This is a genomic window from Helicovermis profundi (assembly GCF_033097505.1).
GTDB lineage: Bacteria > Bacillota > Clostridia > Peptostreptococcales > Acidaminobacteraceae > Helicovermis > Helicovermis profundi.
Window position 1 is genome coordinate 2,140,096 of the sequence record NZ_AP028654.1, and the last position, 19,056, is coordinate 2,159,151.

Annotated in this window: 16 protein-coding genes; 1 reads left to right on the forward strand and 15 read right to left on the reverse strand. The window is 28.2% G+C overall.

Features of this window, described 5'->3' with window-relative positions; genetic code table 11:
• Positions 1-49: 49 nt before the first annotated feature.
• Positions 50-2,044, reverse strand: a complete 1,995-nt coding sequence (locus AACH12_RS09620; RefSeq protein WP_338535201.1) for a methyl-accepting chemotaxis protein — start codon at positions 2,042-2,044, stop codon at positions 50-52.
• A gap of 340 nt (positions 2,045-2,384) precedes the next feature.
• On the opposite strand from AACH12_RS09620, the gene AACH12_RS09625 reads away from it, so the two are divergent.
• A complete protein-coding gene (locus AACH12_RS09625; RefSeq protein WP_338535202.1) occupies positions 2,385-4,058 on the forward strand; it encodes a methyl-accepting chemotaxis protein in 1,674 nt (557 codons plus the stop codon).
• A gap of 114 nt (positions 4,059-4,172) precedes the next feature.
• Here AACH12_RS09625 and AACH12_RS09630 read toward each other — a convergent pair whose 3' ends face one another.
• From AACH12_RS09630 to AACH12_RS09695, 14 genes are all read right to left on the reverse strand, one after another.
• Positions 4,173-4,496: a thioredoxin family protein gene (locus AACH12_RS09630; RefSeq protein WP_338535203.1), complete on the reverse strand. Its 324-nt coding sequence runs from the start codon at positions 4,494-4,496 to the stop codon at positions 4,173-4,175.
• A gap of 12 nt (positions 4,497-4,508) precedes the next feature.
• A complete protein-coding gene (locus AACH12_RS09635) occupies positions 4,509-5,315 on the reverse strand; it encodes a hypothetical protein (RefSeq protein ID WP_338535204.1) in 807 nt (268 codons plus the stop codon).
• Between the two features lie 128 nt (positions 5,316-5,443).
• A complete protein-coding gene (locus AACH12_RS09640; RefSeq protein WP_338535205.1) occupies positions 5,444-6,796 on the reverse strand; it encodes an FAD-dependent oxidoreductase in 1,353 nt (450 codons plus the stop codon).
• Between the two features lie 304 nt (positions 6,797-7,100).
• Complete coding sequence (locus AACH12_RS09645; protein ID WP_338535206.1) at positions 7,101-8,216, reverse strand: S-layer homology domain-containing protein; 1,116 nt, start codon at positions 8,214-8,216, stop codon at positions 7,101-7,103.
• Between the two features lie 185 nt (positions 8,217-8,401).
• Positions 8,402-9,511, reverse strand: a complete 1,110-nt coding sequence (hisC, locus tag AACH12_RS09650) for a histidinol-phosphate transaminase (protein ID WP_338535207.1) — start codon at positions 9,509-9,511, stop codon at positions 8,402-8,404.
• Positions 9,512-9,703: 192 nt separating this feature from the next.
• Positions 9,704-10,765 carry a butyrate kinase gene (gene buk, locus AACH12_RS09655; RefSeq protein WP_338535208.1) on the reverse strand — a complete coding sequence of 354 codons (1,062 nt, stop codon included), beginning with the start codon at positions 10,763-10,765 and terminating at the stop codon, positions 9,704-9,706.
• A complete protein-coding gene (locus tag AACH12_RS09660) occupies positions 10,766-11,365 on the reverse strand; it encodes an indolepyruvate oxidoreductase subunit beta (RefSeq protein ID WP_338535209.1) in 600 nt (199 codons plus the stop codon).
• A 1-nt stretch (position 11,366) separates the two neighbouring features.
• Positions 11,367-13,145, reverse strand: coding sequence for an indolepyruvate ferredoxin oxidoreductase subunit alpha (gene iorA / locus AACH12_RS09665; protein ID WP_338535210.1), 1,779 nt, complete (start codon positions 13,143-13,145; stop codon positions 11,367-11,369).
• 229 nt (positions 13,146-13,374) lie between these two features.
• Positions 13,375-15,411 carry a sigma 54-interacting transcriptional regulator gene (locus AACH12_RS09670; protein WP_338535211.1) on the reverse strand — a complete coding sequence of 679 codons (2,037 nt, stop codon included), beginning with the start codon at positions 15,409-15,411 and terminating at the stop codon, positions 13,375-13,377.
• A 4-nt stretch (positions 15,412-15,415) separates the two neighbouring features.
• Positions 15,416-15,586: a 4Fe-4S binding protein gene (locus AACH12_RS09675; protein ID WP_338535212.1), complete on the reverse strand. Its 171-nt coding sequence runs from the start codon at positions 15,584-15,586 to the stop codon at positions 15,416-15,418.
• A gap of 8 nt (positions 15,587-15,594) precedes the next feature.
• On the reverse strand, positions 15,595-16,191 hold the full coding sequence (locus tag AACH12_RS09680) for a class I SAM-dependent methyltransferase (RefSeq protein WP_338535213.1): 597 nt from the start codon (positions 16,189-16,191) through the stop codon (positions 15,595-15,597).
• Between the two features lie 18 nt (positions 16,192-16,209).
• Positions 16,210-17,133 carry a DHH family phosphoesterase gene (locus tag AACH12_RS09685; RefSeq protein WP_338535214.1) on the reverse strand — a complete coding sequence of 308 codons (924 nt, stop codon included), beginning with the start codon at positions 17,131-17,133 and terminating at the stop codon, positions 16,210-16,212.
• Complete coding sequence (locus AACH12_RS09690) at positions 17,134-18,408, reverse strand: response regulator (protein ID WP_338535215.1); 1,275 nt, start codon at positions 18,406-18,408, stop codon at positions 17,134-17,136.
• Positions 18,409-18,559: 151 nt separating this feature from the next.
• Positions 18,560-18,991 carry a hypothetical protein gene (locus tag AACH12_RS09695; RefSeq protein ID WP_338535216.1) on the reverse strand — a complete coding sequence of 144 codons (432 nt, stop codon included), beginning with the start codon at positions 18,989-18,991 and terminating at the stop codon, positions 18,560-18,562.
• Positions 18,992-19,056 lie beyond the last annotated feature (65 nt).

The following is a 19,056-nucleotide window of genomic DNA, read 5'->3' on the forward strand; positions in this document are numbered from 1 at the left end:
TTCTTAAAAGTATAAATTAAACCTAGAAAATTATTTAATTATTATAGTATTAGATCTCAAAATTTGAAACTAATGTATAAAGCTCATCAGCCATCTTACTTGTCTCTTCTGCAGAAGTTGCCATTGTTTCCATCGCAGCTGCTTGCTCCTGGGCTCCGGCTGAAATTTCTTGTGTATTATTTGAAGTCGCCTCAGCCATACTTGAAACTTTATTAACTAATCCTTTCATCTCAAAAGCAAGTTCATCTTCATCTTTCATGCTTTCACCAATAATTTTAACTTGATTGAATATATCCTCAATAGAATTTATTATTTTTGTAAACATACCATCTACTTCTTTAACAGAAGAAACCCCATTATCAACAGATGATTTTGTTAAATCAATTGACTCAATAGCATCACTAACTTGTTGAAGTATTTTACTTATAAGACTTTGTATATCAAGAGATTCATTACTAGTTTGCTCCGCTAGTTTCTTAATTTCCTCAGCTACAACTGCAAAACCTTTTCCATGTTCACCAGCCCTTGCTGCTTCTATCGATGCATTAAGTGCAAGTAAATTGATATTTGAGGCAATTTCACTAATCGTTACACTTATTCCACTAACCTCTTTAGTAGCTTCATCAAGTACACTTAACACTTCAACAGTATTATCTGTTTGAGTGCTTATTTCAGCAATAGAATTAACAGTATCTTTAACTAGGACTTTCCCTTTTTCTGCTAGCTCTAAAGATTCTTCAGAATTCTTAGCTGAATTAATAGAAACTTTAGTATTTTCATCAATATTTGTAAATAATACATCAAAAGAATTATTAATATTAGAAATTTCTTTAGTTTGATTTATTGAATCTTCAGAAATATTTTCAATTTTAACAGTTATTTCTTCAGTTGCCGAGCTTGTTTCTTCTGCTGAAGTTGAAAGTTCCTCTGCCGTATTAAGTAGCGTATCAGCCGAACTTCTTATTTTTTCAATAATTCCACTTTGCATTTCCATCATCTTATTAAATGTATCAGACAATCTTTTAATTTCATCTTTACTTTTTACATTAGATCTAACAGTTAAATCACCATCACCCGCTGCAATCATTTTTTTAGAAAGCTCATCTATAGGTTTTATTAAACCAAATTTAGTAAAAACAAATGAGAATAATAGTGAAATTAAAAATGTAATAACGGCAATAACAATAGTTGTATTTTTAATTTTTATAGCAGATGACATATAATCATTATAGTTTGCAGTTGTTGCAAGCGACCATTTTCCAACGCCTGAATAAGATACATATTTTTTAACTCCATTAAAAGTATACATACCTTGACCATTTTCACCTTTAATCATTTTATTTCCAATTATTGTGAGTTCATTGCTTGTAGTTTTAAGAATATTTAATTTGTTTTCTTTTGAAGCGTCAGGATAACTTATAACAAATCCTTCTTTATTAATCAAGTAGCCGTAGCCTTCTTTACCCATTTTAATTCCTGAAACAATTTCTTTAACATTTTCAAAGGGAACTGTTCCAACCAAATAACCTAACACTTTGCCATTTTTCTTAACTGGAGTAGCTGCAGCAAAAATAACTTTTCCTGTTTCTTTATTTACAATAACATCACTAAAACTCGTTTTACTAGTAGTTTTAGATTCTTTAAAATACTCTCTATCACTAATATTTACTTTAATATTTGTAGAAGTATTTGATACAATCGCATTACCCTTTGTATCAACCAGTACAAACATTTCAATTAAATCTTTATTTCCGCTTTGAACAACTTCTAAGTAATTTTTGACTCTATTTTTATTTATAGACGTATTATCTGATAAAAGCTCTGCAATTTGTGTGTCTAATGCAACAACTTCCATAGTATTACCCAAAAAATCCATTTTATTTTCTATCATTTCTTTATGCATTTCTGTCATTTCTTTGGCAACTGATTTTGCAGCAGATTCCATATTAGTAGAAACTAAAAAATATGAGCCTCCTCCTATAAGCAAAACAGGTATAAGTATCATAACCACTGCCATTATCATCATCTTTTTCATTAACTTCATTAAAGACCCTCCCTTTAATACTACTTAGTTATTCATATAACATATATACCAACCGCTTTTATAACTAAACAAGTTTTAAAGCAATTTTGTGTTTTGTTTTAAATAAAAATAGTATTTTCGACATTTTTCGACATTTTTCGACATTTTTTTCACTTTGGCTTTATTTTTTAAAGAACACACAAGTTAGATTTTACTATAATAAAATCGCTTTGTAAACACATTTTACAAGTAATTTTATAATATTACTTCATTTATAATAATTAATAAATTTTATTGAATTGGTGTTATTATTACTTTATAATGGATATATATATTACATACATACAACAAAGGAGGTATTATGTTAAATTCAATCAATAAAAAAATCGCATTACTATTATTACTCGTTTTCTCTATATTCTTACTAACTATGGGACAATTACTTTATACATTTGGCTCACTAAGTGATGATGGTGTTTCTATCAACTTAGCAGGCTCACAGAGAATGAGAACAATGCTTCTTAGTAATTATTCTTTAATGTATAGAGACGCAATTAACGGGTCACTTAAATTTAACAAAGATGATATTAAGAAAACTTTACTTAAAGAACTTGACACCTATAAGAAAGTAAACAATGCACTAATTAATGGCGATAGTTCATTAAATATTTCAAAAAATACTAATAGAGATATTATAAAGTCAATTAATGACATAAAAAAAGATATTGACAGTTATTCTACTTGTGTAAGTAACGTAGCAAATGGTACTGATATCGATAAAAACGCCGAATTTATTGCTTCACATTCACTTGAAATTAAAACAAAATTCAATTCAATCGTTACTATGTATCAGAACCAATATGATTCTAAAATTGATAATTTTAAAATTATGCTCTATATTTATTTAGTTATTGGCATTATTATTCTTTTAATTAGCTTAAGAATAGCTAAAAAAATAATAGCTAACCCTATTAAAGAAATTGCTGATAAGCTTGGCCAAATAGCGTCTGGCGGCGGTGATTTAACTAAGGAAATTGAAAATAAAAATAATGATGAAATTGGAATACTTGCAAATAATTTTAATTCTTTCCTTAGCAACATTAGAAATATGGTCGCAACAATCGATTCAACATCAAAAGACATCTTTGAGTCTATTGATGTCCTTGCATCTTCTACTGATGAAGTTGCAAATACTTCAGAAAAACTTTCAACTGTAACAACTGAAATTGCAATAGGTGCAACTGAACAAGCTCAAGAAGTTTCAGTAACTGCTGAAAATGTTGGAGACTTAGGAAATGAAATTAATGGAATTAGAGACTTATCTTTAAATATGAAAGAATACTCTGAAGAAATTACAAACCTAAATGACAACAATAAAAAGAATATGAATATGCTTTATACTCATAATCAAGAAAATTTATCTGCCGCTACTGATATTTATACATCTATCGAAAAATTATATGAAAATGCTATTAATATAAGCACAATAACAGAAGTTATAACAAATATTGCAAGTCAAACCAACTTGCTTGCATTAAATGCTTCTATAGAAGCTGCAAGAGCTGGTGAACATGGGAAGGGGTTTGCAGTTGTTGCAAATGAAGTAAGTAATTTAGCTGATCAATCTGAAGAGTCTACAAATCAAATTACAGATTTAATTTCAGCGATTCAAACAGATGTAAATAATACAAAATCACTTATGGAAAAAATAATGAAATTAACTAAAGAGCAATCTGAAGCAGTAGACATTACAAAAAAAGATTTCGAGGTTATTACAAGTTCTTTAGAAGGAATTGTTATTAAAATTGACAATGTAACAGATAAAGTTGAAATTGTTGATGAAAATAAAAATAAAATAATCGAAGCTATTGAAAACATATCAGCAGTTTCAGAAGAAACTGCAGCATCAACAGAAGAAGTTGCAGCCTTTTCAGATGAATTTAATGTTTCTGTTAGTGAAATTAACGATATTACAAGTACCCTTAAAAACGCAAGCAGTGACCTTTCTAAATTAATCGGACAATTTAAATATTAAACACATGCTAAAAAACCCAATAAAACAAGGACGCTATTATGTTAAAGGCGTCCTCGTTTATTGGGTTTTTTTTAAAATAACAATGTTCTTAATACTACATACATCTATGAATTTCTAATATATCATGTTATAGTATCTTTCTATTTGATTTTCTAGCTCCAATATACTAATAGTTCTCGATTTTTTTATTGTCTCTTTTCCTTCAATAAACAGAATAACTGTTGGAATTACATAAAAATTATACTTACTCACTAAAGACGGCAAGGTATCTGTTTCCGCTCTAAAACTTTTTATTTCTTTAAATTTTCCAATCATCTTTTCTATTTTAGGGTAAAGATCTTTACACATATTACAATCTTTTGATGTAAAATAACCAAGTACAATAGTTTCATTTTTAATAAGATCTTCAATTTCATTAATATTTTCTAATTGCTTCATAATTTTTTTCTCCTACAATAATGTTTTTCCCTTTTTTAGATACATTAGTTCTACTAGCATATTTCTATTTTCATTAAAATTCCAATTCAAATATATTTCATCTACTAGAATTAATTCGTCTTTTAATAATTGTACTCCAAATATTGATGGACTTAATCCGTACCTTTTTGTATATTCTAAAATAATTTTTTCTGCATTTAATAAATCATACATAAACTTATCTTCAAGTAAATCTTGCCAAATAAAGTAATTTGAATTTTCTTTACCAATATACTTAATAACTTTAACTAAATGTGCTAAAGCTTCACTTGTTTTTTTCATAAGAGCACTTTGAATTTCAATTGTAATAGGCACATTTTGTTTAACTAAGAAATCTAAGTATGAATAATAAAATATTTGAGAAAAAATTGGCGCTACTAAAATAATATCAAATTTAGTAAATTCTAATTCGTGTGGAATATCAAATTCAATTCCTTCTATGATTTTTACAATCTCTCTCTGACTTAAATTAGACAAATCTATATTTATAAAATCTAGTGACAAATAATCCATTTGAACAAATCTTATATTTGTGTTTTCATCATATTTTTTATTAGACATGCTTTTAATATCAATATCTGTTGCCAATATATTATTATTAAATTTGCTTATACATTCAAGTGGTATATCATTTCCATTACCAAATCCTAAAACAACGACTTCAGATTTTTTCTTTGGGATATTAGCACATACAAATGTTTCGATTGATTTTAAATAAGCATTCCATCTATCTCCATATTCAGAAGTAGATTGATTATATTTTTCAAAAAATTTCTTCATAAAATCCTCACAAATAGTTAAAACGTTACTAAATTATAGCATAAAAACAGTTTTTATAATATAAATTTCAAAAATAAAAGAGCGGCTTCCCGCTCTTAATAAATACTATAATATATTTTCTTATTTTCTTATTTTCTTAATTTTTTAAGACAAACTTCAGCTGCTTTAATAAGTGGATATGCAACTGGTGAAGCAGTTAACACAGGTTGAGTACCTATTTGTGAAGTTAATAAATCAATTACTGTCATTTTATTTTGAATTACAAATCCAATAGCATTTATAAGTTCTCCTGTACTTTTACCTCCCGAAATAGCTCCCCCTAAAATAATTCCACTTTCTCTTGATACAACCAATTTAACCATTTGCTTATGTGCGTCTGAAATATTTCCAGGATGTCTATCCATACCTGTAAAACTTCCAGCTATATAATCTATACCTTCCATTTTAGCTAAAGATTCAGTAATACCAGCTACAGCAAAAGCATTATCACCTAAAGCAGTTGAGTAAATACCAATTGTACCAGCAAATGATTTTAGTACAGCTAAATTATAAAGGTTAATTCCAGCAATTCTTCCCTCAGCCGATGCTGTTGAAGCTAGCATAATACCACTTAATTTTCCTGTTATAAAATCTCTTTTTTCTGAGCAATCACCCGCAGCAAATATACTTGGATCGCTAGTTCTTCTATATTGATCAGTTTCAATGAATCCCATTTGATTTATTCTTAAACCAGTTTCTTCCGCTAATTTTGCGTTTGGTCTATAGCCCATTGAAACAATTACTGCATCTGCTTCAAGTTTTTCTCCATTATCAAGTAAAACACCATTAACAACACCATTTTCACCAAGGATTTCAGCAACGCCAAGCCCTGTAAAAAGTTTAATACCTCTCTCCGTTAACTGGTCTTCAACTTCTAGTACTACTTCTTCGTCAAAAGTGGCACCAAGAACATGAGGTAATTTTTCAACTAAAGAAATTTCTAAACCAGATTTATTTAATTCATCTGACATTTCAACACCAATAAAACCTGCACCTATTACAACCATCTTCTTAAATTCTTTTAATTTACTTTGAAACGAATCTAAATACAATTTATTTTTAGGAACAGTAAATACGTTTTCTAAATCTCTACCTTTAAGCCACATAGGTAGTGCCGGATTTGATCCAGTAGCAAAAACTAATTTATCATACTTATATTTCTCACCAGAGGCTGTACTAACAATTTTATCTTCTTTATTCACTACAGTTACTTCATCAATCACAATATTTACGCCAAGTCCTAATAATCCTTTATCCGGAATAGCATTTTTGCTTGTACTTCCTGTAGTTCCAAAAACATATGGAATACCACAAGGAATCATAACAATTTCTTCTTTTCTAATTAATGTAACATCTTTACTAGGATTTGTTGATTTTGCAGTTAATGCTGCCACAATACCTGCAGCTGAACCACCAATAACAATTATATCTGTCTTCTTCATATCTACACTTCCCTTTCAATTAATAGTTTTCCTATGTTTAAAGTTTATCAAAAAAACATTACAAAGTAAATAAAATATTAACAAATTTTTAAAAATATTATCATTTACATCCTTGTGTACCCTTTGAAAACACATAAAACTTTATGTTGATTATCATTATCAATAGTTATTTTTTTAACGTTAGTAATTTCTTTTACAAGAACAAAAAAACAAAGAAGTAGAATAAACATAAAATTATCTTTATATTCATTCTACTTTTCATCATTTTTTTATCAATTACCAATCTAGTACTTTGATATATATACTAGTCTTCGTCATCATCTTCTGTAGAGTTAGGCATCGTTATTTCTATTGCATTACCAGGAACTTTTTCATCTTCATAATAAGCAGTTACACTAACAAAATATTTTGATCCAGCTTCAAATTTTCCTCCAAAGTCTCCTCCATTATAATATTTTGTTATATCAAATTCAGCTTCTCTTTCATCTAAATCTGTAATCCAATAAAGATATCCATCATTTGGGTATTTAGGAGCTGAATTGTATTTCGAAACAACTACTTTATATCCTTTTAAATTAATTTTAGAAACCTTACTCCACTTAACTTTTACTTTCTTTTCGTCAACTTTTACTGTAACTGTAGGAACTTTACTTATAATACTATCTTCATCTTCGTTTGACGATATGTTTTCATCTATTGAAATAGCCGATGACGTTGTAGAAGAAGTTCCAGAAGTATCATCTAAAATTATTTTTTCTTCATCAAAAGTTATTTTTTCCTCATCGATTACTTTTAGTAGCAAAGCTGCTGCTTCAGCTCTTGTAAGCGATTTCTGCGGTCTAAACTCTAAAGTACCATCTGAAAGAAGCAATCCATTCATAAGTTTTTTTTCTACTGCAACAGCTACATAGGGTTTAAGATTTTTAGAAATCTTATTCTTGTCTGTAAACTGATCAAGAACTGTATAATCAGGATTATCAATATTATATTTTAAGCCTTTTACAAGAGCTACTGCCATATCCTCTCTAACCGCACTTTCAAGTGGTTTAAATAATATTTTTTCACCTAATTTATAACCGGTTAAATACGGTTTTGCAGCTTCAATATATACATTACCCCAATAATTTGACTTTACGTCATCAAACGATGACCATTTTGATTTTACAATTGGTATTTTTAAAGTTCTTACCATCATTGTAGAAAATTCAACCCTATTAACTTGATTTTGTGGTCTAAAAGTATTATCATCATATCCATTTATAATACCTTTTCTAATCATCGATTCTACAGCTCCATAATACCAATCACTTTCCTTTATATCTTTTGGTTTTTTTCTATCCGCGAATGATAATGAACCAAACAATAAAATAAAAACCAGTGTAAAAACTGCTATAGATATTCCCGTTTTTTTAGTAAACATATTTCCTCCTCTAATTAATAATATTTTTTACTATAGAAATATTATAGCCAAAAAAAACTTTTATTAATCAAAATCAGCATTATTATATTAAAACTGTAATTATGTCGTAATAGTTTTTAATATTTCATTTCTATTACAAACGCCATCACTCTACGAGTGATGGCGTTTTTTTTATTCTTTAATATCTATTTTTTCAATTCCAGTACTTCTTTAAGAGCAGATAAAAACTGATTTGTTTGTTCCATAGTTCCTGAACTTATTCTAATGAAATTATCTTCTCCCCATAAAAATCCAGGTCTAATAATCATTCCTCTTTTCATAAGCTCTTCAAATACAAACCTAGAATCTATTCCCATATCAGCAAAAATAAAATTAGTATTTGTTTTTACATAATAAAGATTTCTCTCTTCAAAGAATTTTTGCATTTTTCCCAAAGATTCATAATTTAAATCAACAGTATTTTTTATATGATCTGCATCATCTAATGAAGCAATTGCTGCTTTTTGTGCAACCTTATTTGAATTAAATACGCCTTTTATCTTCATTATCTCTGTAATAATTTCTGGTGATGATATCAAATATCCAACTCTAAGTCCCGCAAGTCCTGCAACTTTTGAAAAAGTTCTAAGAATAATTGTATTCGGTCTTTTCTTTAAAATATCAAGCCCATCATTATACTCGGCATTTCTAATAGCATATTCATAATAAGCTTCATCTAGCACAAGTACTACATGTTCTGGTATATTTGAAACTAAATATTCCACTTCATCTTTCGTCATTATATTTCCTGTTGGATTATTAGGATTACAAACATATACAATTTTTGTTTTATCTGTAATAGCATTAATAAATCCTTTAAAGTCATGCTTAAATTCTTTATCTAGTGGAAGTGAGACTACTTTTCCACCCATCATACTAACTGAAATATCATAAAGCGCAAAAGAAGGATTAGCCATAATAGCTTCATCACCTTCACTAATTAAAGCCTGAGCTATTAAAAATAATAATTGCTCGCCTCCATTACCAATAACTAAATTTTCTTTATTAATTCCATAATAATCTGCTAATTTAATTCTTAAATCATCAGCAATCCCATCCGGATAAATATTAACACTAAGTGCTTCTTTTTTTATTGCTTCAATAGCAAGAGGTGAAGGTCCTAGAGGATTTTCATTTGAAGCAAGTTTTACTATTTTAGTTAATCCGTATTCTTTCATAACTTCTTCAATTGGCTTTCCCGGGACATAAACTTTTAATTTTTCAAGTTCTTTTCTAAATTTCAAATATTTTTCCATATTTCCCCCATTGATTATATTTATTTTAAAAATACAAAAGTGCTTAGTTTTTCGAATAAGGCTTTCGTAAATTTACGACTAATACATATATTACTATCTTACTTAGTATGAATTATACATAATTTATTATTTAATTACAATGCAACGAGCTATATAAATTTAATTATAAGCTTAATAATACTACCAATAATATTATTCAGTATACTCTCGATCTTCTTCTTCGCCTAAAAGTACTCTTAACGCTCCATAGGCTAAAGATTCTAATTCATTTTCACCAGGCACAATAACAACAGGAGCTATAAATTTAACTCTTTCTTTTATAAGTGATGTAAATTTTTTTGAATGTGCAATCCCGCCTGTAATAACTATCCTATCAATATCACCATAATTTACTACAGATAACTCGCCAATAGCTTTCGAAATCTGATATGCCATTGCTTCATAAACTACAAGTGCTTCCTTATCGCCATTAGAAATTTTAGCTTCAACATCTCTTAAATCAACAGTATTCAAGTAGGAAACTAAACCACCTTTACCTCTTATTTTTTTCTTAACAAGAGATTTTTCTTCTTTATAACACAGTTCCATAAAACTCTTTAATGGAATTCGTCCACTTCTTTCAGGCGAAAACGGTCCTTCATCATCTGAAACTATATCCGCCAACTTTCCTTTTTTATGAATTCCAACTGTTATTCCACCGCCAAGATGAGCTGTAATAATATTACATTCTTTATAGGGCTTATTTAATTCTTTAGATACCTTAATAGCAACCGCCCTCATATTAAGAGCATGAGATAAACTTTTTCTTTCAATTCCTTTTATACCTGAAATTCTAGCAACATCTTCTAATTCGTCCACTGCAACTGAATCATAAATATATGATGGGATATTTAAATTCTCAGCTATATCAAAAGCAATAATTCCTCCCAAATTTGATGCATGTTCTACAACAGGGTTATTTTTTAATCTATCCACCATTTTTTTATTTACTTTATATGCTCCAGACTTAACTGGTGGCAGAAGACCACCACGACCAACAACAGCCGTTAAATTATTTATATCAAATTTTGCTTCATCTAAAAATTTAATAATCTCTTTCTTTCTCATATCATATTGATCAGCAATTTTATTGTACTTGCTTATTTGACTCGCACTATGATCAATGGTTGTTTTTACAATTTCAGTTTTATTTTCATATAAAGCAACCTTTGTTGAAGTAGATCCTGGATTTATTGCTAAAATATAGTTTTTCATTTATTTTCCTCCCTTTAGTTTATTATCATATAATTCAAAACCTCTATTAAATGCTTTAATATTAATATCAATAAATTTTTCTTTTACATTATTTTTTATAATCTCATCCCAATCAATTCCATCAAGATTCATTCCTTTAATTAATGAACCTAACATAATTGTATTTAAAACTTTAAAATTACCTAACTTTACAGCTTCATCTAATGCATCATAAAAAACAAATTTTTCTAGTCGCTTTGATAATTCTTCAATAATACCATCAGGATATTTTTTATTACCACTTAAAATTGGAGCAGATGGTATTTCATAAGTATTCATTACAACTATACCATCTTCTTTTAAAAATTTTATCCATCTATAAGTTTCCATTTTTTCAAATGAAATTATAACATCTACCTTTCCTTCTTCAAGTACCGGCGAATGTATTTTTTTCCCAAATCTAACCTGTGTAGAAACGCTTCCTCCTCTTTGACTCATTCCATGTATTTCAGCCATTTTAACGTCATATCCAAATTCAAGCAAACCACTTGAAAGAATCTTACTTGCTAAAATTGTACCTTGACCTCCAACACCTACTAAAAGTATATTAGTTGTTTTCATATTATTTTACCACCTTTCTAATTGCACTAACTGGACACGTTTGCATACATACTTCACAACCAACACAAGTATTAGGATCAATTTTTACTTTCTTAATCTCACTATTAAATTCAAGCGAAGGACAGCCCGTTCCAATACATTTTCTGCATCCGATGCATTTTTCTTCATCTACTTGACAACTATCCTTAATAAGACCAAATTCTTTGATATCTTCAGTTGAATATTTTTTTAGAGCACAAGGCCATCTAGTAATAATAACTGCAGCTTCATTATAATCAAGCGCTCTATTTACAGCCTCTTCAGTGGCAGTAAGGTCTAAGGGATTAACAACTTCTATATGTTTTACACCTATTGCCTTACAAACGTCTTCAATTGATATAATATTTGTACTTGAACCATCTAGAGTATATCCAGTTCCAGGATTCTCTTGATGACCTGTCATTCCTGTTATTCTATTATCTAATATACATGTAACTACTTTACTTTTATTATAAACAACATCAATTAAACTATTAATACCAGTGTGGAAAAACGTTGAATCGCCAAGAACTGCAACGGTTCTTTTGGATATTCCAAATTTAGTGAACACCTTCTGAGCGCCGTGACCCATACTTACGCTTGCACCCATGCAAAGAATGGTATCAACAGCATTAAGCGGTGCAATAGCACCCAAACCATAGCAACCTATATCACCAGTTACCATAATATCACTACGCTTTTTAAGAGCATAGAAAAATCCTCTGTGTGGGCAACCAGAACAAAGGGTCGGCGGCCTCATAGGAATTTCTATATCATTAAAAGTATTACTATTATCTATTTTTTCAAAAAAAACTTTTCTGAGTATCGTAGGTGATAATTCACCAAGTCTTGGAACAATTTCCTTACCTATGCATTTTATACCATCTGCTTTTATTTGCTCTTCCATAAATGGTTCAAGTTCTTCAATTACATAAAGCTGATCAACTTCATCTGCAAATTTTCTAATTTTTTCTATTGGAAGCGGATTAGTAAATCCTATTTTTAAATAGGACGCATTTTCTTCAAAAACTTCTTTTGCATATTCATATGCAGCACCTGCGCTAATAATTCCAATTTTTTTATTATAATATTCACAATAGTTTAAACTTGAATCATTTGATATTTTTTCAAGTTCTTTAAGAGCATTATCCACTTTAACATGCATAAGTCTTGCATACGAAGGAATCGAAATATTTTTTCTTTCATTTTTAACATATTCTTTAATTTTAACACTTTTTCTTTCTCCAAAATTAACAATACTTTTTGAATGACAAACTCTTGTGGTCATTCTTATCATAACTGGCGTGTCATACTCTTCACTGATATCAAGTGCATAACCAATCATGTCTTTACATTCAGCGCTATCACTTGGCTCCAACATTGGTAGTTTACCAAATTTAGCATAGTACCTATTATCTTGTTCATTCTGCGATGAATGCATTCCCGGTTCATCAGCAGAAATTATTACAGCACCTCCGTTAACCCCAGTAAAAGAGAATGTCATTAACGGATCTGCTGCAACATTTAATCCAACATGCTTCATTGATGCAATAACTCTAGCGCCCGCATACGAAGCACCAATAACTGCCTCAAGTGCAACTTTCTCGTTTGGAGCCCATTCTGCAATTATATCCTCACTATAATTAGCAATATTTTCTAAAATTTCCGTACTTGGTGTTCCTGGATATGCACTTGCATAAGAAATACCATATTCATATGCGCCTCTTGCAATAGCTTCATTTCCAGTAAGCAATTTTTTCATAATTTCACAACCTTTCATATTATTGTTCAATAAAAATAATTATACATTTTATATATTTTCTAATCAAAATAAAAAAATGAACATTCTATGTACAACATAAATATAAAGCAAAATTTATGCCACATTAATATTGAATATACTATCCTAAAATAGATCAAATACAATTAATTTATACCGTAAAAACAAAACAACTGTATTAATTGAGAACAATTAATACAGTTGTAAACTGTTATACAATCATTTTTTTTGATTTAACTTCTAAAATATGTTTAATTCCTTTTTCAGTTATCACGGTTCCAGCTCTTCCAGACTTAATTTCAACAATTTCATTATGCCTTAATTCTAGAAGAATATCTCTCACTCTTGATTCTCCAACAAAAATATTGTTTTCCTTTAATTTATCACTTATATATTTTCGTCCGATACCTCTGTGCGCTTTATATGCTTCATAAAGTAGACTTAAAATGTACTCTTCAATAGATAATTCGTCAAAATACCCATATTCTTTAAACGGTGCTTTAATTTCAGCTTCATCTTCACATTCAAAAGGAATATCACTTTTTTCAACTTTTTTAATACTCATATTTTTAAAATATTCGATAAAATTTCTTAACTCCCTAACATTTCCCAAATAATTGTAATCATATAAAGCTTTTTTAGCTTCTTCAGAAAAATCTATAATTATTTTAAACTCTTTTTTAAAATAATCAATAAGCGGAAAAATATCCTCTTTTCTATTTCTTAAAGGAGATATTTTAAGAGGAAGAACATTTAATCTATAATACAAATCTTTTCTAAACAAATTTTCTTTCATCATTTTAAATAAATCTTTGTTGGTAGCTGAAATTATTCTAATGTTTACATTTATTAATGTGTCTCCACCTATTTTCATAATTTCTTTTTCTTGGAGAACTCTTAGTAATCTTATTTGTAAATTATAAGGCATTTCTTCAATTTCATCTAAAAAAAGAGTACCGCCATCAGCAAGTTCAATTAGACCTACTTTGCCACCACGTCTCGCGCCCGTAAAAGCGCCTTCTTCATAGCCAAACAACTCACTTTCAAGAAGTGTTTCAGGAAACGCACCACAATTAATAGCAACAAATTGCTTGTTTTTCCTATCAGAATAATCATGTATCGAGTGAGCAAAGAGTTCTTTACCAGTTCCGCTCTCACCGAAAATCAAAACAGAAGAAACAGATTTAGACATACGTTTTGCGATTTCAATTGAATTTACTATATCTATACTACCACCAATAATATCTCTAAATTTGTATTTAGCAACATGTCCTTTACCAATCATTTGTTTTCTAAGCAAGTACTGCTGCTTTTCAAGTTCACTATATTTTCTAAGAATGATAATAGCACCATAAAATTTTGATAAATGAAATAATAGTTTCATAGATAAGACAATATCAATATCATTAATTCTAATAAGTTTATCAGAAATATCATTTTGAAGCTCCATATGTTTTAGAATATCAATTTCAGGAATAACACTTTTTATATTATAACCGATAATATCATCATCATTTAAATCGATAAGTTTTGATACGTCATCATTTACATATGATATTTTACCTTCACAATTTATATTAATAATACCTAACTTTATTATATTTAATATCGTTTTAAGTTGACTTTCATAATCGTTTACAACCGAAATTATATTTGAAAGGCCAAACTCTTTCGTAACAAATTCAACGTATTCTCTTTGTAAACTCATTTGTTTGAGTTTATTATCAAGACCTAATTTATAGCCTACATCTAAAATCGTATCAATATCAAGTAAAGTTGAATCGCATTTTACATTAACTGCATTACTTGCCTTTATTTTTTCATCTCCAAATATCAAAATATATCCATTAAAATAATTATTATTTTTTAATAACAAATATGGTTTTAATATAAGATGCCTAATTCCTACTCGCTCTAAAATACTAATAAGTTCATCGTCCTTATCGTTATCATCTAATACATATACTTCTTTGTTCGTATTTAAATTATTGATTATATCAAAAGTGTTTTTAGTAATAGTTCTATTAATAATTAAAATATCTGAATCAATATCCACCTTATTTCTTATAGCATTATATATATCTAAAGAAGATACCAAAATAACGTCTGCATCAAAGTAATTCAAATTTTCAATTTCTGAAACTAATTCACTTTCAAAAAAATAATTATCTCCAAAATAATTATCAAGTTGTTTCTTATAATTTTTTGCTATATTCATATTTTTAGCTAAAACAAGTAATTTCTTCATCTATTCACCTAATTTTTATCGCATTTGATTTACAAACTAAAACACACATTCTACACCCTATACATCTAGTTTCATCAATTATTATATTTGTCCGTCTCTCAATAGCAAATACCGGACAAGAATCTATACAAAGATCACAATTCGCACATTTAGTATTATCAATCACAAACTTCATTTTTTCACCTACAATATTATATTTTTAATTGCTTCACCCTCAATAAAAACACCATTTAAAAAACGATTATAATAAACAATTTCAAAATCTGCTTCCTTAAATGTTTTTAAAGTATCTCTATTAAGGTGACACCCATTTGCAACTTTTTTCCACAAAGGTGTCATAAAATTCAGAATAGGTTTTAAGCTATCTTTATCACTTTGAACATGCTCAATAAAATATATTTTTCCATTTTCTTTTAAGACTCTTCTTATCTCACTTAGTCCTTTTAGTGGATTTTCCACTGAACAAAACACCAATGTAATTATTATTGTATCAAATGAATTTGATTCAAAAGGTAAGTCTTCAACCGAATTGTTAAATATAAACATTTTGCTATTTTCTTTTATTTTATTAATAAAATCTACATTAAATTTAAGATCCACAAAAGACAGTTTAGATATGCTGTTCATATCATAGTATTTAATGTTTACTCCTGTTCCAGGTCCAACTTCTAAAACATTGCCATAAGCTCTTGCGCAATGTTTTTTCCTTGTTTCTCTTATGCCTTTTCTCTCAAAAGGCTCCATAAATGTATCATATATTTTCGTAGAAAAATTACTCATAATACCTCTTTCCAAAGTTTATTCTTTTAAACTTTCAATAATTTCTATCAATTTTTCTTCCACTTTATTATTTGAAACTTGACATGTACCAGCATTAAAATGTCCTCCACCTTCATATTTAAGCATAAGCTCTCCAATATTAGCATCTGACGTTTTATTAAAAATTGATTTACCAACAGTAAATACAGTGTTTTGTTTTTTTAACCCCCAAATAACTTGAATAGAAATATTCACTTGAGGAAAAAGTGCATACTTTAAAAATCTATTACCAGGATAAATCAATTCTTGTTCTCTTAAATCCACAACCAAAACATTGTTATAAACTTTAGAATTATTTTTCATTTGAATTTTAAACTTTCCGTCATATCCAAAATACAATTCTATTCTTTCTTTGACATCAGGAATTTCAAGTATTTCTTCTATTGAGTGGTCTTTACAATAATCAATAAGTTCCATCATTAAATCATAATTTGAAATCCTAAAATTTCTAAACCTTCCAAGACCTGTACGGGCATCCATCAGAAAATTAAGAAGTTCCCAACCTTTTGGAAAAAGTACATCTTCTTTCGTAAATTTTGCTGAATCTGCTTTATCTACAGCTAGCATCATTTCATCCCATTTTCTTGGAAAAACTTCTTTTCCCCCATAATATTCATAGACAACTCTAGCAGCAGAAGGCGCATCAGGGTCAATTATATAATTATCTTTTTTTCCTTTATTTCTAATTGTTTCACTTAAATGATGATCAAATGCTAGCCCAACTCCGTCTACATATGGTAAATTAGTTGTAATATCATTTTCATCCACTTTTATTATTCCATCTTGCATATCTTTAGGATGAACAAATTTAACCTCTTTTATCAAATCCATTTTTTTTAGAAGTACTGCACATACCAAACCATCAAAATCACTTCTAGTTATAAGTCTATACTTTTTATTCATCTAATCCCTCCATACAATTCTATTTTTGCCTTCATTTTTTGCTTTATATAAATTTTCATCAGCGTCTGAAATCAAATTATTATTATTTTCTACTTTATATTCTGCTATACCGCCACTTATAGTTACTTTATGATTAATTCCATCAAAATTAAAGGCTTCAATAGCTTTTCTTAGTTTATCAGCAACAATAAATGCCGATTCCTTATCCGTTTCAGGCAAAACTACTATGAATTCTTCTCCTCCATATCTCCCAACTAAATCAATTTTTCTAATATGCTCTTTTATAATTTGCGCGATATTATATAATACATCATCACCTGTTAAATGGCCATACATATCATTCACTTTCTTAAAATTATCAATATCCATCATTATAATTGATAATTTAGAATTATACCTTATAGTTCTTTCTTTTTCTTTAATTAAAAAATCTACTGCATATTTATGATTATATATATCAGTTAAACCATCTGTATTAGCCATTTTTGCTAGTATTTCATTTTTTTCCTCTAAATCTTCTATTAGAAAATATGATTTGATTTGATTTAATAACCTAGCTATAAAAACATTAGTATCAAACGGTTTCAATATATAATCATCTGCTCCTAAAAATAATATATTAGAAATTGTTTTATAATTACTAATATTAGAAATCAAAATTATTATAGCTTTAGGATTATTCTTTTTAAACTCTAACATCAAATCCTCACCTGATATATTTGGAAGTATTAAATCAACCAAGTAAATAGAATATTCTTTGTTACATTCTAAGATATCAAGTGGGTCTGAATAATAGTCAACATCTTTAAATCCATATGGCTCTAATATATTTTTTATTATCTTCAAGCTTAAATAACTATCATCTACAACTGCAATTGGAAGTTCTTTTGCTCTATTATCTATTTTACTCTCTCTATTTAATGTACCAATATAGTTTCTGATTTTATCAATAGAAATATCATTTTTTATTATATAATCCACAACACCTAAATTAAAAAGTTTCTCACGAACTGCAATATCATCTGTTGAAGTAAATACCAAAATAGGTATATCTGAAAACTCCGAATTGTTTAACTCAGTTATTATTTCCTCTCCGTCTTTACCATCAATTTCCAGTGCAGTAACAATAAGGTCTATTTTATTTACTTGTAATATTTTATATGCATCGCTGAGATTTATCGCTCCAAAAATTACGAACTCCGAATTAAGTTCTTTTACAATATCTCTAAAGGTTTCTTTAAAAAAATTACTACTCTCTATATGCAAAATATTCATTATTTTCACCTCTCGTAAATATCTTTATTTATCTACTTAAATGCTAGCATTATTAGAAATAATACTATTAATATTATATACACAAACCGCCACTTTTAAACATTTTTCTAGGACTTCGAAATCTTTATAAAAAAAATAAGCTAATATAAGCTTATTTTTTGTAAATATCAACTAATGTTTTAGTTTTGGGATCATAAACAAGGTAACATGATTTATTTGCAAATTTCGCAACATCTAGTCCATATAATGGAGTTAAAGATATTTTTTTAGATATCAATTTTATTTTAGGAAGACGAGCAAAATTATTGATATTTTTTAAATCAATTAACTCTTTTACAATAACTAAATCTTTTTTTTCAACATTTTTTGATATTCTATAATCTTTATAAATAGAATTTAGAAAGATTAAGAAAGATACAGAAATAAGTATAATGTAAAATACTTTTAAATTTTCTGGACTTTCATTTAATTTTGCATATCCAAAATATAAAATAGCAAGTAACATTGCCAATTGAATAAAATAAGAACTCTTCTTAAATTTAAGATGAACTCTCATATTTTGATTAATTATTTTTTCTCTCACTTTAAACCGCCTTATAAAAATATATTAGTAACAAAAAACTATTACTAATATATTTTATCAAAACT